At 71.9% G+C, this 15,404-nt stretch carries 11 protein-coding genes; 6 read left to right on the top strand and 5 right to left on the bottom strand.

Translation table 11 applies throughout. From position 1 onward, the window contains the following. Positions 1-48 precede the first annotated feature (48 nt). The 4 genes from NW895_RS19440 to NW895_RS19425 form a co-directional block, all read right to left on the bottom strand. The gene (locus NW895_RS19440) at positions 49-957 is read right to left on the bottom strand and encodes a carbohydrate ABC transporter permease (RefSeq protein WP_289936979.1); all 909 of its coding nucleotides are present in this window, start codon (positions 955-957) and stop codon (positions 49-51) included. Further along, the gene (locus NW895_RS19435; protein ID WP_289936978.1) at positions 954-2,297 is read right to left on the bottom strand and encodes a sugar ABC transporter permease; all 1,344 of its coding nucleotides are present in this window, start codon (positions 2,295-2,297) and stop codon (positions 954-956) included. The genes NW895_RS19440 and NW895_RS19435 overlap by 4 nt, the downstream gene beginning before the upstream one ends. Before the next feature lie 4 nt (positions 2,298-2,301). Next, positions 2,302-3,714 carry an extracellular solute-binding protein gene (locus tag NW895_RS19430; protein ID WP_289936977.1) on the bottom strand — a complete coding sequence of 471 codons (1,413 nt, stop codon included), beginning with the start codon at positions 3,712-3,714 and terminating at the stop codon, positions 2,302-2,304. 240 nt (positions 3,715-3,954) lie between these two features. Next, positions 3,955-7,596 (bottom strand): FHA domain-containing protein, encoded by a 3,642-nt coding sequence (locus NW895_RS19425; protein ID WP_289937031.1) that lies wholly within the window; start codon positions 7,594-7,596, stop codon positions 3,955-3,957. Between the two features lie 325 nt (positions 7,597-7,921). Between NW895_RS19425 and NW895_RS19420 the strand changes: the two genes are divergently transcribed. The 4 genes from NW895_RS19420 (at position 7,922) to NW895_RS19405 (ending at position 13,176) form a co-directional block, all read left to right on the top strand. Continuing rightward, positions 7,922-9,601: a serine/threonine-protein kinase gene (locus NW895_RS19420; RefSeq protein WP_289936976.1), complete on the top strand. Its 1,680-nt coding sequence runs from the start codon at positions 7,922-7,924 to the stop codon at positions 9,599-9,601. Between the two features lie 105 nt (positions 9,602-9,706). Next, a complete protein-coding gene (locus NW895_RS19415) occupies positions 9,707-10,951 on the top strand; it encodes a serine/threonine-protein kinase (RefSeq protein WP_289936975.1) in 1,245 nt (414 codons plus the stop codon). Positions 10,952-11,138: 187 nt separating this feature from the next. Next, positions 11,139-12,245, top strand: a complete 1,107-nt coding sequence (prfB, locus tag NW895_RS19410; RefSeq protein ID WP_289936974.1) for a peptide chain release factor 2 — start codon at positions 11,139-11,141, stop codon at positions 12,243-12,245. 277 nt (positions 12,246-12,522) lie between these two features. Next, positions 12,523-13,176 (top strand): hypothetical protein, encoded by a 654-nt coding sequence (locus NW895_RS19405; protein ID WP_289936973.1) that lies wholly within the window; start codon positions 12,523-12,525, stop codon positions 13,174-13,176. A gap of 100 nt (positions 13,177-13,276) precedes the next feature. Here the strand turns inward: NW895_RS19405 and NW895_RS19400 are convergent, their stop codons facing one another. Further along, entirely contained in the window at positions 13,277-13,468 is a 192-nt protein-coding gene (locus NW895_RS19400) for a hypothetical protein (protein WP_289936972.1), read from the bottom strand. A 254-nt stretch (positions 13,469-13,722) separates the two neighbouring features. Here NW895_RS19400 and ftsE point away from each other — a divergent pair, with 254 nt between their 5' ends. Together ftsE and ftsX are read left to right on the top strand one after the other, a co-directional pair. Continuing rightward, the gene (gene ftsE / locus NW895_RS19395) at positions 13,723-14,412 is read left to right on the top strand and encodes a cell division ATP-binding protein FtsE (RefSeq protein WP_289936971.1); all 690 of its coding nucleotides are present in this window, start codon (positions 13,723-13,725) and stop codon (positions 14,410-14,412) included. 29 nt (positions 14,413-14,441) lie between these two features. Then, positions 14,442-15,359, top strand: coding sequence for a permease-like cell division protein FtsX (ftsX, locus tag NW895_RS19390; RefSeq protein ID WP_289936970.1), 918 nt, complete (start codon positions 14,442-14,444; stop codon positions 15,357-15,359). Positions 15,360-15,404 lie beyond the last annotated feature (45 nt).

Below are 15,404 nucleotides of genomic sequence, written 5' to 3'. Positions count from 1 at the left end.
GGGGCGGACCGGTGCCGGTCCGCCCCCTCAACCGGGCTTTCTCCCGGGTTACTTGACCGCGCCCGCCATGACGCCGGACACGAACTGCCGCTGGAACGCGAAGAACACGACCAGCGGGATCACCATGGAGATGAAGGCTCCCGGTGCCAGGACGTCGATGTTGTTGCCGAACTGCCGTACCTGCGTCTGCAGCGCGACCGTGATCGGCTGGCTGCCCGAGTCGGTGAACACCAGCGCGATCAGCATGTCGTTCCACACCCACAGGAACTGGAAGATGCCCAGGCTCGCGATCGCCGGGCCACCCAGCGGCATCACGACCCGGGCGAACAGGCGCAGTTCGCCCGCCCCGTCGAGCCGGGCCGCCTCCAGCAGCTCCCTGGGGATCTCCGCGAAGAAGTTCCTGAGCAGGAACACCGCGAAGGGCAGGCCGAAGCCGGTGTGGAAGAGGACCACGCCGAGCACCGAGCCGAACAGGCCGATCGAGCCGAACAGTTCGGCGATCGGGATCAGCGCGACCTGCACGGGGACGACCAGCAGGCCGACCACTGCCAGGAACCACCAGTCACGGCCCGGGAACTCCATCCACGCGAACGCGTAGCCGGCGAGGGCGCCGATGACGACGACCAGGACCGTCGCCGGGACGGTGATCAGAACCGTGTTGACGAGGGAATCGGTGATGTCGCCGTTCTGCAGGAGCTTGTCGTAGCTCTCGAAGGTGAGTTGCGAGGGCTTGCCGAAGACCTTCCACCAGCCGCTGCCCGCCATGTCCTGCGGGGCGCGCAGCGAGGAGATGAGCAGGCCGATCGTCGGGACCAGCCAGAACAGTCCGACGACGATCAGGAACACGCGCATCAGACCGCCGCTGACGCCTTCGGCGAGGCGGGCCCCCAAGGACGGCCTGACCTTGACCGGCTCGGCGGGGGCCACCTTCGGCAGAGTCCCGGCCTGGGTCGTCATCGCCGCACCTCCCGCCTGAGCCTACGGATGTTGAACCACATCACCGGAATGACGAGCAGCAGCAGGAACACCGAGATGGCGCTGGCGATGCCCGGCTGGTCCTCGGAGAAGCCCTTGCGGTACAGCTCCAGGGCGAGGACGTTCGCGTCGTCCTGGGAGGAGCCGGGGGCGATGATGAAGACCAGGTCGAACACCTTCAGCACGTTGATCATCAGCGTGACGGTGACGACCGCGAGGACCGGCGCCAGCAGCGGGACGGTGACCCTTCTGAACACCTGCCACTCGTTCGCGCCGTCCACCCGGGCCGCTTCGAGGAGCTCCCGCGGGACCCCGGCGAGCCCGGCCGCGATCAGCACCATCGCGAAACCGGCCCACATCCACACGTACGCCCCGATGATCGCCGGCGTGACGAGCGACGGGCCGAGCCAGTCCAGGCCGTTGTACGGCTCCTCGAAGTTGCCGGCCGGGAGCCGGAGCCGGGCGCCGTCGGCCTTCGACGACAGGGTGAAGGTGCCGTCGGCGGCGGCCTTCGTCGACTCGACCACCCTGCCGTCCTTGACGGCCTCGATCTTCATGCCGGCGTAGCCCAGCTCGGACGCGTCGACGCCGCCGAGCTTGCCGACGCCCTTGCCACGGGTGAAGTCCTGCCAGGTCGTGCCGGTGATCTTCCCCGGCTCGGCCTTCGGCGCCACGGCGTTCTTCGCGTCGTCGGGCATCTGGTCGGGGGCGACACCGAGCAGGGGGAGCGTGACGGCCTGGCCGGTCCGGACCGGGTCCTTGGTGACGAAGCCGCCGTCCTGTGCCGTGAGGGGCGACTCACGGCCCGGGTGCGCCTTCGGGAACGCCGACGACTGAGCGAAGGTGTCGTGGACGCCCACCCACACCGCGTTCGCCACGCCCTTGTCCGGGTCCTGGTCGTACACCAGGCGGAAGATGATGCCCGCCGCCAGCATCGAGATCGCCATCGGCATGAAGACGACCAGCTTGAACGCCGTCCCCCAGCGCACCCGTTCGGTCAGCACCGCGAAGATCAGACCGAGCGCGGTGGAGACCGTCGGCGCGAACACCACCCAGATGACGTTGTTCTTCAGGGCGGTGCGGATGCCCTCGTCACTGAACAGGGCCTGGTAGTTGTCGAATCCGGCGAAACCGTCGCCGGACTGGTCGTAGAAACTGCGGACGACCGAGTACCCGATCGGGTAGACCACGAGCGCGCCGAGCAGCACCAGGGCGGGCAGCAGGAACAGCGCTGCCACGGTCCTGCGCGTGCCGGTCACGTTCTTGCGCGACTTGGGTGCGGCAGGGGCCGGCGGGACCCCTGCCGCGGTGGCCGACGTCATGGCGTCAGCCCCCGTAGGCGGCGGCCGCGTCGGCCTCCAGCTTCCGCTGCGTGCCCGCGATGTCCTTCGGGTTCTTCAGGAAGTCCTGCAGCGCCTTCCACTCGCCCTTGCCGGGCGTGCCGCCGAAGGCCTGCGGGGCCTGGTCGGACATGTCGAAGCGGAAGTCGTCGCCCGAGTCGATCAGGGCTTTGGCGATCTTCTGCTGCACCGCGTTCGGGTACGCCGAGTTCGGCACGCTCTTGTTCGGCGAGAGGTAGCCGCCCAGCTTCGCCTGGATCGTCGCCGCGTCCGGGGAGGCCAGGAAGGTGGCCAGGGCCTGCGCCGCCTTGGAGTCCTTCAGGATCACGGCCGCGTCGCCGCCGGAGACCACGGGCGCCGTGTCACCGACCGCCGGGAACGGGAACACCTTCGCGTCCGTGCCGACCTTCGACTTCGTCTGGGTGATGTTGACCTGGGCGAAGTCGCCCTCGTAGACCATGCCCGCCTTGGGCTGGTCGCCCCCGGTGAAGGTCTGCGTCACCGACTCCGGGAAGTCCGTCTGCAGCGCTCCCTTCGCGCCGCCCGCGACATAGTCCTTCTTGCCCCAGACCTGGGCGAGGGTGGTGAGGGCCTCCTTCACGGAGGGGTCCGTCCACTTGATCTTGTGCTGGGCGAGCTGGTCGTACTTCTCCGGGCCCGCCTGGGAGAGGTAGATGTTCTCGAACCAGTCGGTCAGGGTCCAGCCCTCGGCGCCGCCGACGGAGAACGGGGTGACACCGGAGTCGTACACCGCCTGGGCGGTGGTGAGGAGTTCGTCCCAGGTCTTGGGCTCCGAGGCGCCCGCGTTCTCGAAGACCTTGGTGTTGTACCAGATCAGCGACTTGTTGGCGGCCTTGTAGTAGACGCCGTACTGCTTGCCGTCGACCTTCCCGATGTCCTGCCAGCCCTGCGAGTAGTTCTCGCCCAGCTCCTTCTGCGCCTCGGCGCCCAGCGGCTTGGCCCAGCCCTTGTCGACGGCCTGCTTGATGGCGCCCGGCTGCGGGAGCAGCGCCACGTCCGGGGGCTTGCCACCCGCGATCTTGGAGCCGAGGAAGTTGATGATGGGGTCCTGGGCGGGTACGAAGTTGACCTTCGCGCCCGTGCGCTTCTCGAACTCGGCCAGCACTTTCTTGAAGTTGGCCTGCTCCGCGCCGGTCCACACGGCGGCGACCTCCAGGGTCTCGCCGTTCAGCTTGGGGAGGGTGACGGTGGCGGCGGTCTCGTCGTCGCCGCCTCCCGTCTTGTCCTTGTCATCGTCGTCGCCTCCGCAGGCGGTCAGCGAGAACGCGAGCGCTCCCGCGAGAACGGCGGCTGCGGCTCTGGCGGTCCTGCGTGGGGTGTGGGGTGCCGTTGGGTGACTGGGAGACCTGCGTGTCCGGATGGTGCTGCTGATGCGCATCACTGCCCCGTTCTTCGTTCCTCGTCGAACGTTCGGCGCTGTCCCGTGCGGTCTGGTGTACGCCGTGGGGGTTGCGGGCGGCAAGAGCGCGTCCGCTGTCAACGGGGGTTTCGTGACCGCGTCGTGACTAGTCGGGCACTCGGCGTTGCCGCCGACGTCCTGGGGGTGCCGCCCCAGATCCCCAATTCGGCCTGGACGGCCTCGTCCTCAAGCGCCGGACGGGCCGAGAGCCACTCCCCGCTACAGAAGTGACGGCACCTCAGCCGCCGAAACCTCCCGCGCCGCCCGCTCCAACGCGCTGGCCAGCAGCGCCAGATCCGTCGGCCCGTTCCCCAACTCCTTCACGGGGCGCCGGGTCGGCGGGTCGCCCATGCGGGGCCACTCCAGGGGGACGACCGTCGGGCGCAGGGTCGCCGTCCGGGGGATGCGGCCCGTGACCCGGCCGGCCTGGAAGGGGGTCGTCCTTCCGTCGGCCGACGCCAGGCGGCCACGCCCCGGCGCCGGTTCGTCCGGCCCCGGCACCGGCGCTTCGAGGGTGACGCGCAGGGTGGCCCGGCGGGCCGGTTCCGTCTCCGCCGTACGCCCTCCGGGACCGGCGGCCGCCACGAGGTGCACGCCGAGCCGCTCACCCTCCCGCGCCACGGCCTCCAGTGCCCGCATCACCGACCCGGCGGCGGGCCGTCCGGGCGAACCGAGCGCGGGGGAGACCAGGGCGTCCAGGTCGTCCACGACCACGACGAGCCGGGGCAACGGCGGCGCCGACTCCGTGCGCTGCCGGCCCGCCCCCGGGCGCAGCCGCAGGGTCGAGCTGGGCGGCGAGTCGAGGTCCCCGGCCCCCGCTGCCGACGTGGCGCGCGTCGCCGGTGTGCGCTGGGCGACCATGCGGCCGGAGACCTGGCGCCCGGTGTGCCACTCGGCGAAGCCGGACCGCCCGAGCAGCTCGGCACGCCGTTTCAGCTCGGCACTCAGGGACTGGGCGAACTCCCGCATGCGGACGGGGTCGTTGGCGGTGAGGTGGGTGGTGACATGCGGCACGTCCGTACAGACCCGCAGGCCCTCGCCGTGCCCGCCGGCCGCGCCCACGCTGTCCCGGCCGTCCATCAGCACGATGCCCAGTCGGTCCGGCCGCTCGGCCGAGGCCAGCGACGCGACGACCGCCCGCAGCAGCTCCGTACGGCCGCTGCCCGCCGGTCCCTCGATCAGCAGGTGCGGGCCCTCGGCCGCGAGGTCCACGCAGACCGGCCCGCGCGGGCCCGCTCCCAGCACCGCCTGTGCCCGGCCGCCGAGCGCCTCCGCGTCGTCGGCCGCGTCCGCCCACCGGGCCATCAGCGATGCCGGGGTGGCCCGGGCCAGGCCCAGTTCGTCCAGGAGCCTCGCCGCCTGGGGCAGCGGGGCGGACACGCGCGGGTGCCGCCCGGCGACGGCACCGTCCGTGCGCAGCGGTGCCAGCGCCCGCGCGAACCGCTCGGCCCACGGGAGGGAGACGGCGTCCACGGTGGCCACGGCGCCGTGACCGACGGGGCCGGTCCGGTCCGCTCCGGCCGGGGACGCCGCGGTCCCGGCCCGGGCGACCCGCAGCAGGCGCAGGGCTGTCGCCACGTCACCGCTGAGCAGCGCGACGGCACCGCACTCGCGGAACGCCGGCGACACCGCACAGGCCGCCTCGTACGTCTCCGTCACCGGGGACGCCGGGGAGGCGGGGGCCGTCTCGGCCAGGCACACGACATGAATCCCGGCCCGCGGCCCCTCCAGCGCCAGCCGGGCCACGGCCTCGCGGACGTCGGCACCACCGGGGTCCCCGTCCACGACGACCACGGTGTACGGCCCCGCGAAGTAATCCGTCTCGTCGGTCCCGTCGTCCCTCGCCCAGGAGGGGCGCCGGGCGGCGGGCGCCTTGGCCCTCTCCTCCTGCACCGGCCCCGAGGGCGTCGCCTGCCCCGGCGCGGCGGACGGTGGTCGGCCCGGCCCCGGGGACACCGGTCGGCCCGGCTCCGAGGAGGTCGGCCGGCCCGCCCCGGAAACGGTGAGCCGCCCCTGCCCGGACGAGGTGGGCTGTCCTGGCGCGGTGGCGACGGGCTGCCTCGGCATCGACGCGACGGGCTGCCCCGCGCCCGACGTGGTCGATGGGTCCGGCCGGCCCGGCCCGGACGCGGTCGGCTGTGATGCCCCGGGCACGGTCGGCTGACCCGGGACGGAGGCGAACGGCGTCGCCGTCGCCCCGGGGCCGGTGGGCCGTCCCGTATCCGCCAGGTGGTCCTCCAGGCGCCGCAGGAGCTCCTGTGTGCGGGCCGTCGCCTGTTCGCGGTCGTAGGCGAGCAGGAGGCGGCAGTCCTGGCCGTGTCCCGGGCGCAGATGGGGCAGCCAGCCCAGCCAGGACCACTCGGCGGTGCGCTCCTCCAGGGAGCGGGAGCGGTCCGCGCTGAGCAGGACGATCTCCAGGGTGTCGGGGGAGTGCAGCGCCGCCAGCTGGGCCAGCACCGCGCGGGTCAGCCCGGCGAGCCGCGCGCGCGGGCCCGCCAGCCCGAGCGCCCCGGCCTCGCGCAGACCGGCGGTCACCGGCACCGCGGGCAGCAGCCCCGAACCGTCGGGCGCCGCCCGGTCGGCCGTACCGAGCCGCACGGTGAGCGCCTCCGGATGGCCCGGACCGCGTTCCCACAGCCGCGGCCCCGGACCCAGCGCCGTCAGCAGCAGCGCGGCCGGGTCCGGCCAGGTCTCCCGCACCGGGGACCGCGGGGCCGGCGTCTCCGGCTCGGCACCGGCCGTCTGCTCGTCGTACCCCCCGTGCTCGCTCGCCCCCTGCTCACCGCGCCCGCCGGCCAGCCGCCGCGCCCACGCCGCTATGCCCCCGCGTTTGCGCACGCCCTGGGGAGCGTCGGTTCCCCGGAGCGGGGTGCCCTTGCGTCCGCTGCCGAGGGGAGGAGTGTCCTGAGCGGGAGCGGCGTGGCCGGCGTGGGCTCCGTCGAGCGGGCCCAGGACGGACCCTGCGCCATGCGTGTCCCCGTCGCGGGGGCCCTTCGCCGGTGTGCCCGCGCGGGAAGCCGTACGCGGGACCGCCGGCGTCGAGCCCGTGCCCTGGCTCTCGATCCGGGGCGCCGTGCCCTGCTCCGGCACGGGAGGCGGCTCGACGGCACCCCCGGCCGCGCCCCAGCCCGGGGTGCCGTAGGCGTGATACGTCCGCTCGGCCGTGCCGGCCGTGTCGCCGGAAGCCGGCTCACCTCCGGGGGACAGCCGCACATGCCCCTCCCCGTCCGGAGCCGTCTCCAGCCGCGCACCCGGCCCGCCGCCCGGAGCCAGCCGCAGGGCCGACTCGCCTATCCGCAGCAGGGCCCCCGGCGCGAGGGGGACCGGGCGGGCGCCCACACGGGTGCCGTCCAGCACGGTGCCGTTGGTGGAGCCGAGATCGGCGACCGAGACCCGGCCGTCGGGGGCGACGGTCACCGCGCAGTGCAGCCGGGAGACGTCCGGGTCGTCGAGGGGGACGTCGGCGTCGGCGGAGCGGCCGATGCGGATCTCGCCGCCGTGCAGCAGATGGACGCCGCCCGCGTCGGGGCCGGCGACGACATGGAGCTGGGTGGGGGCGTCGTCGAGCTCCGGGTGCGGCTCCGGCACGCCCGGGGCGCCCAGGGACAGCACGGCGCCGTCGATCAGCGGGGGCTCGCCGAGGGTGCAGCGCTGGGGGTCGAGCCGCTGTTCACCGGCGTAGAGCACCACCGTGCCCGTGCCGTCGCCGCCGAGGACCGCGGAGGCCAGCGCCGAGGCGACCGCGGCCAGGGCCGTGCCGGCCGGCGCCGTGACCAGCACGTCGCAGCTCGCGGCCCGGCTCCGCGCCGGAGCGGGCCCGGACGGGCCCAGCGGGTCTACGACGGTCAGCCGGATCTGCATCGCCGTCAGCGGTCCCTTCTGGAGCACGTCGCCAGTACTGCAGGGCATCCTCGCACCTGCCACTGACAGCGCGCCCGCCACTCGGTGACATGTGATCTTGAATGGTCGGCTCTGCCCGCAAAAGTGCCTGCCAGATGCCGCTCGGGCGACCGCTTGAGATCGGTCACGTTCACCATGAGCAACCAGGAGACCGAGGTGAGCGTCTTTCCTTCGAACGTGTGCGACGACACGGACGTAAGACCTACAGAAAGCCGACACCCGGTGCTTTTGCGCCGCGGCACTACAGTGGGTCGGAAACGCAGGCAAGCAGCAGGGAGCGCATGACGTGCGGCCGGTAGGCAGCAAGTACTTCCTCGAGGAGCCGCTCGGTCGCGGCGCCACGGGGACCGTCTGGCGAGCCCGCCAGCGAGAGACCGCGGGCGCCGAGGCGGCCGTGCCCGGACAGCCCGGCGAGACCGTCGCGATCAAGGTCCTCAAGGAGGAGCTCGCGAGCGACCCGGACATCGTGATGCGGTTCCTCAGGGAGCGCTCCGTCCTGCTCCGGCTGACCCACCCGAACATCGTCCGCGTCCGCGACCTGGTCGTCGAGGGCGATCTGCTCGCGCTGGTCATGGACCTCGTCGACGGCCCCGACCTGCACCGCTACCTGCGCGAGAACGGCCCCCTCAGCCCCGTGGGCGCCGCCCTGCTCACCGCGCAGATCGCCGACGCGCTCGCCGCCAGCCACGCCGACGGCGTGGTCCACCGCGACCTGAAGCCGGCGAACGTCCTGCTCGCGCAGAACGGCGGCGAGATGCACCCGATGCTGACCGACTTCGGCATCGCGCGCCTCGCCGACTCGCCCGGCCTCACCCGCACCCAGGAGTTCGTCGGCACGCCCGCGTACGTCGCGCCCGAGTCGGCGGAAGGGCAGCCGCAGACCTCGGCGGTCGACATCTACGGCGCCGGCATCCTGCTGTACGAGCTGGTCACCGGCCGTCCGCCGTTCTCCGGCGGCTCGGCCCTGGAGGTCCTGCACCAGCATCTGAGCGCCGAACCGCGCCGTCCCTCCACCGTCCCCGACCCGCTGTGGACGATCATCGAGCGCTGCCTGCGCAAGAACCCGAACGAGCGCCCCAGCGCCGAGAACCTCGCGCGCGGCCTGCGCGTCGTCGCCGAGGGCATCGGCGTGCACGCGAACTCCGCGCAGATCGCCGCCGCCGAGAACGTCGGCGCACTCCTCGCCCCCGACCCGGCACCCGCGCCCGTGCCGGGCACGCCGGGCGCGCCCGGTTCCGCCGACCCGACGCAGGTGCTGCCGCACGGCGCGGGCGCCTACGACCCGAACGCCGCGACCAGCGTCCTTCCGCACACCGGCGGACCGGTCGGCGCCGCCGACCCCACCGCCGTCCTGCCGAACCGTGGCGCGGCCGACCCGACGGCCGTCATGCCGCCGGTGCCGCCGGGGCAGCAGCCCGGGCAGCCGGGGCAGCCCGGTCAGCCCCAGGACCCGCACCCCTGGCAGAACCAGCTGCGTGCCGCCCGCGACCGCAACGAGCAGACGCAGGTCCAGTACCTGGACCCCAACGAGGACCCGCTGCGCCGCCGCCCCCAGCGGCAGGTCGCCCGGCCGCAGCAGCAGCCGCGCCCCCAGCAGCAGCCGCGCCCTCAGCAGCGGCGCCCCCAGCAGCCGCAGCAGTACGCGCCGCCGCCCCAGCAGCAGCCGCAGCGGTACGCCCCGCCCGCGCCCCCGCCGCCCCAGCAGCCCGCGCGTGAGCCCCGGCAGCCGCGGCAGCGCAGCGCCAACCCGATGCGGATCCCCGGGCTCGGCTGCCTGAAGGGGTGCCTGTTCACGATCGTCATCCTGTTCGTCGCCGGGTGGCTGATCTGGGAGCTGAGCCCGCTGCAGGACTGGATCGGCACGGGCAAGAGCTACTGGTCACAGCTCAGCAGCTGGTTCAACGACGTGACCGGGTGGATCGAGAACCTGGGCGGAAGCGGGAGTGGCGGCTCGGGCGGCAACTGAGTTTGGAGATTTGTCGACATCTGCCGGGTGATTTCCGCCTCCGCGGTGAAGGTTGGCTCTTCGGACGCGTACTTTTGACGGCAACACGCGTCTGTAGGAGCAGCCTTGGCACGGAAGATCGGCAGCCGGTACACCGCCCACCAGATCCTGGGGCGGGGCAGCGCCGGCACGGTGTGGCTGGGTGAGGGGCCGGACGGACCCGTCGCCATCAAGCTGCTGCGCGAGGACCTCGCGTCCGACGAGGAACTCGTGGGCCGCTTCGTGCAGGAGCGCACGGCGCTGCTGGGGCTCGAACACCCGAACGTCGTGTCCGTGCGCGACCTGGTCGTCGACGGCAACGACCTCGCGCTCGTCATGGACCTGGTCCGCGGTACGGACCTGCGCACCCGGCTCGACCGGGAACGGCGGCTCGCGCCCGAGGCCGCGGTGGCGATCGTGGCCGACGTCGCGGACGGGCTGGCGGCCGCGCATGCCGCGGGGGTCGTGCACCGGGACGTGAAGCCGGAGAACGTCCTGCTGGACATGCAGGGCCCGCTGGGGCCCGGCGGCTCGCACCGCGCGCTGTTGACGGACTTCGGTGTGGCGAAGCTCATCGACACTCCGCGCCGCACCCGCGCGACGAAGATCATCGGTACGCCGGACTACCTGGCGCCGGAGATCGTCGAGGGCCTGCCGCCACGGGCGTCCGTGGACATCTACGCCCTCGCCACCGTCCTGTACGAGCTGCTCGCGGGCTTCACGCCGTTCGGCGGCGGCCACCCGGGCGCGGTGCTCCGGCGCCACGTGACGGAGACGGTCGTCCCCCTGCCGGGCATCCCCGAGGAACTGTGGCAGCTTCTCGTCCAGTGCCTGGCCAAGGCGCCGGCCTCGCGGCTGCGGGCCTCGGAGCTCGGCGCCCGGCTGCGAGAGCTGCTGCCCCTGCTGGCCGGGATGCCGCCGCTGGACGTGGACGAGCCGGACGCCGAGTCGGCCGACGGGGCCGAGGAGGAGGCCCCCGCCCGGCCGGCGCCGGCCGTGGAGCGGGTACGGCGGCGGGGCGCGGTTCCGCTGGTGCCGGGGGCGAAGCCGGCCGACTCCAACCGGGACACGCATACGTCGATGCGGGTGCCGGGACCTGACGAACTGGCCGGCGGCGCCCGGGGCACCGCCCGCGCCCCCCGCGCGACGGGCGCCCCCCGCCCCGGCTCCGCCCGCAACCGCGCGGCGGCCCGGCGCCGCAGAGCCGCCCTCGGCGCGGCCGCGCTGGCGCTGCTGGCGGCGATCGGCGTCGGCACCTGGCTGGCCACGAGCGACGACGACGCGGGGGCGACCCCCCAGGACACCCGGACCTCAGCCCCGGCGTCCCCCTGATACCCGGCACCAGTGCGGGACCGGCCGGTCCGCCGCCCTCACCTGCCGGGCTGCTCCCAGGCCGCGCTGGCATGCCTGCCTTTGTGGGGGCTGGGCCGAAAGCGGGGGCCCGGTGGCGCAGCCCCCGGTCGGCGGGAGCGGGATCGCACGGCCGAGGTCGGTTGCCACAGCCGTTACGCTGGAGGGCGTGGCAGTCGTCGATGTATCCGAAGAGCTCAAGTCCCTCTCCTCGACCATGGAGTCGATCGAGGCCGTTCTGGACCTCGACAGGATGAGGGCAGACATCGCCGTGCTCGAGGAGCAGGCGGCCGCGCCGTCCCTGTGGGACAACCCGGACGAGGCGCAGAAGATCACCAGCAGGCTCTCCCACCTCCAGGCCGAGGTCAGGAAGGCGGAGGCCCTGCGCGGCCGGATCGACGATCTCGCCGTGCTGTTCGAGATGGCCGAGGAGGAGGACGACCCGGACACCCGCGCCGAGGCCGAGTCCGAGCTCGCCGCCGTCCGCAAGGCACTGGACGAGATGGAGGTCCGCACGCTGCTCAGCGGTGAGTACGACGCCCGTGAGGCGCTCGTCAACATCCGCGCCGAGGCCGGTGGCGTCGACGCCGCCGACTTCGCCGAGCGGCTGCAGCGCATGTACCTGCGCTGGGCCGAGCAGAAGGGCTACAAGACCGAGGTCTACGAGACGTCGTACGCGGAAGAGGCCGGCATCAAGTCGACCACCTTCGCCGTGCAGGCGCCGTACGCCTACGGCACCCTCTCCGTCGAACAGGGCACCCACCGCCTGGTGCGTATCTCGCCCTTCGACAACCAGGGGCGCCGGCAGACCTCCTTCGCGGGCGTCGAGGTCCTGCCCGTCGTCGAGCAGTCCGACCACGTCGACATCGACGAGTCCGACCTGCGGATCGACGTCTACCGGTCCTCCGGCCCGGGTGGTCAGGGCGTGAACACCACCGACTCCGCGGTCCGTATCACGCACATCCCCACCGGCATCGTGGTCTCCTGCCAGAACGAGCGGTCGCAGATCCAGAACAAGGCCACCGCGATGAACGTCCTCCAGGCCAAGCTGCTGGAGCGCCGCCGCCAGGAGGAGCAGGCCAAGATGGACGCCCTCAAGGGCGACGGCGGCAACTCCTGGGGCAACCAGATGCGTTCCTATGTGCTGCACCCGTACCAGATGGTCAAGGACCTGCGGACCGAGCACGAAGTCGGCAACCCCGAAGCCGTGTTCAACGGCGAGATCGACGGATTCCTTGAAGCCGGTATTCGCTGGCGCAAGCAGCAAGAGAAGTAACTTTGTCGACATGACAACTGCCGCCCCTCGGGCGGCAGTTGTGTTTTGTCTGGGTTTTACATCACACTCACACGCTGCAACTCCTGGCAATCGGCCCACCCATGGACAATGCACACGCAACGGCCTTGACGTTGCTTTGAAAAATGGGAAGGGTGAAGCGCGGCATGCGTATCTCAGGGGCGCATGTGAACCGGGGGGCTTCACCGCAGCTACCTCCGTCGATCACGGCCCCGAGCGCCGCCTCACTGACGATTCAGCTACTGGGGGTAGCAACCAGATGACCAAGAAGACGCGGATCCGCGTCGCGCGCATCGCGGCCGGTGCCGTGATCGCGGCCGGCGCCTCGCTGACCGCCGCGGGCGCCGCCTCGGCCCTCGACATAGGCGTGAATGTCGGCGTCGGCGACAGCAACGTCGGTGTCGGTGTGAGTGTCGACGGCGACGACCCGACCGCCCCGCCCACGGACATCCCCACCGACCCGCCCACGGACATCCCCACCGACCCGCCCACGACGGAAGAGCCCACCGACGAGCCGACCGAGCCCACGGAGGAGCCCACCGAGCCCACCGAGGAGCCGTCGGACAACCCGACCACCCAGCCGACCGACCCGGGCGACGGCAACAACGGCGGCGGCAACAACGGTGGCGGCAACAACAGCGGCGGCAACGACAACGGCGGCGGCAACAACACCGACCCCGACGGCGGCTCCGGCACCTCCGCCCAGGAGGAGGGCTCCTCGGCCCTCACCGACACCGGCACGGACACCTCCGGCTCCGACACCTCGGCCCAGGGCAACGGTCAGGAGCTCGCCGAGACCGGTGCCGCGCAGACCACGTTCCTGCTGGTCGGCGCCGCCACGATGATCGCCGGTGGCATCGGCTTCCGCATCCTGCCGCGCCTCGTGGGCGGCCGCGGCGGCGCTGCCGCCTGACGGTAGCCGCGCGCGTACGCACCGTACGCATGCCCTGACGGCAAGGGGCCCGGAGCGCACATCGCTCCGGGCCCCTTGTACGTTGTCGCAGGCCGCGTCCTTACGCGGTCTGGTGGGCCAGCAGCGCCAGCGCCGCGATCAGCACCACCAGCAGCGCGATCAGCGCCATGGGGTTCAGCCCCGCGAAGAAGTTCTCCTGCTGCAGCCGCTCGCGGTTCGCACGGCACACGGGGCACCGGCCCTCGCTCACGGGCGCCGCGCAGTTAGCGCACACCAGCCGGTCGTACGTCATGCGCTCGCCCTCCTTGCACCGGTTCCACGTATGTAACGCTCGCCGTGGCGCGAACGTTCCCCCTCCCACTGTGCCAGGTTCCTCCGGAGGGTGCGCGGGTCGCTCCCAGAGCGGCGGGGGAGGGGGTGTCAGCGGCATGCCCTCACCGGCACAAATATGCACAAGCCTCACACAACCCCAACCGGTGACTGCGGTCTCCTACCCGCTTCGCGTATGGTCACGCTCATCTACCCCCGGCGACCCGTGGTGCATCCGTGATCCGATTCGACAATGTCTCCAAGGTCTACCCCAAGCAGACCCGCCCCGCCCTCAGGGATGTGTCCCTGGAAGTGGAGAAGGGCGAGTTCGTGTTCCTCGTGGGGTCCTCCGGCTCCGGAAAGTCCACCTTCCTGCGGCTGATCCTCCGCGAGGAGCGGTGCAGCCACGGACAGGTGCACGTCCTGGGCAAGGATCTCGCGCGTCTGTCCAACTGGAAGGTTCCGCAGATGCGGCGCCAGTTGGGGACGGTTTTCCAGGACTTCCGTCTCCTGCCGAACAAGACGGTGGCGGAGAACGTCGCCTTCGCGCAGGAGGTCATCGGCAAGTCGCGCGGTGAGATCCGCAAGTCCGTGCCGCAGGTGCTCGACCTCGTCGGGCTCGCCGGCAAGGAGGACCGGATGCCGGGCGAGCTGTCCGGCGGTGAGCAGCAGCGCGTGGCCATTGCGCGCGCCTTCGTCAACCGGCCCAAGCTGCTCATCGCCGACGAGCCCACCGGCAACCTCGACCCGCAGACCTCCGTCGGCATCATGAAGCTGCTCGACCGGATCAACAGAACCGGCACGACCGTCGTGATGGCGACGCACGACCAGAACATCGTGGACCAGATGCGCAAGCGCGTCATCGAGCTGGAGAAGGGCCGCCTCGTCCGCGACCAGGCACGCGGCGTCTACGGCTACCAGCACTGACGGTCCACGGAAAGGCTTAACCAGACGCCATGCGCGCCCAGTTCGTACTCTCCGAGATCGGTGTCGGTCTCCGCCGCAACCTGACGATGACCTTCGCGGTCATCGTCTCCGTCGCCCTGTCCCTGGCCCTGTTCGGCGGTTCGCTGTTGATGAGCGACCAGGTCAGCACCATGAAGGGCTACTGGTACGACAAGGTCAACGTCTCGATCTTCCTGTGCAACAAGAGCGACGCGGAGTCGGACCCCCACTGCGCCAAGGGCGCGGTGACCGAGGACCAGAAGAACCAGATCCTCGCCGACCTGAAGAAGATGGACGTCGTCGAGAAGGTCTCCTACGAGTCGCAGGACCAGGCGTACAAGCACTACAAGGAGCAGTTCGGCGACTCCCCGCTGGCCAGCTCCCTCACGCCGGACCAGATGCAGGAGTCGTACCGGATCAAGCTGAAGGACCCGGAGAAGTACCAGGTCATCGCGACCGCCTTCGACGGGCGGGACGGCGTGCAGTCCGTGCAGGACCAGAAGGGCATTCTCGACAACCTCTTCGGGCTGCTCAACGGAATGAACTGGGCGGCCCGGGCGGTGATGGCGCTGATGCTGGTCGTGGCGCTGATGCTGATCGTCAACACCGTGCGCGTCTCGGCGTTCAGCCGGCGGCGTGAGACCGGGATCATGCGCCTGGTCGGCGCCTCGGGCTTCTACATCCAGGCGCCGTTCATCATGGAGGCCGCCGTCGCCGGGCTCATCGGAGGCACGCTCGCGTGCGCCTTCCTGCTGATCGCCCGGTACTTCATCATCGACCACGGACTGGCCCTGTCCGAGAAGCTCAACCTGATCAACTTCATCGGCTGGGAGGCCGTTCTCACCAAGCTCCCGCTGATCCTCGCGACCAGCCTGCTGATGCCCGCTCTGGCCGCGTTCTTCGCGCTGCGCAAGTATCTGAAGGTGTGACGCACGCCAAGAGGGCCGTGCGGTCAACCGGCCGTACGGCCCTTT

Origin of the sequence: Streptomyces sp. S.PNR 29, assembly GCF_030386795.1 — a bacterium.
Classification (GTDB): Bacteria; Actinomycetota; Actinomycetes; order Streptomycetales; family Streptomycetaceae; genus Streptomyces.
Note: the sequence above shows the minus strand (reverse complement) of the source record. Positions and strands in the feature narration are given on the sequence as shown.

Excerpts from the sequence above, each read along its gene's own strand:
- NW895_RS19440 (WP_289936979.1), bottom strand. The coding sequence starts at position 957 with ATGACGACCCAGGCCGGGACTCTGCCGAAGGTGGCCCCCGCCGAGCCG.
- NW895_RS19435 (WP_289936978.1), bottom strand. The coding sequence starts at position 2,297 with ATGACGTCGGCCACCGCGGCAGGGGTCCCGCCGGCCCCTGCCGCACCC.
- NW895_RS19430 (WP_289936977.1), bottom strand. The coding sequence starts at position 3,714 with ATGCGCATCAGCAGCACCATCCGGACACGCAGGTCTCCCAGTCACCCA.
- NW895_RS19425 (WP_289937031.1), bottom strand. The coding sequence starts at position 7,596 with ATGCAGATCCGGCTGACCGTCGTAGACCCGCTGGGCCCGTCCGGGCCC.
- NW895_RS19405 (WP_289936973.1), top strand. The coding sequence starts at position 12,523 with ATGACCAAGAAGACGCGGATCCGCGTCGCGCGCATCGCGGCCGGTGCC.
- NW895_RS19400 (WP_289936972.1), bottom strand. The coding sequence starts at position 13,468 with ATGACGTACGACCGGCTGGTGTGCGCTAACTGCGCGGCGCCCGTGAGC.
- ftsX (WP_289936970.1), top strand. The coding sequence starts at position 14,442 with ATGCGCGCCCAGTTCGTACTCTCCGAGATCGGTGTCGGTCTCCGCCGC.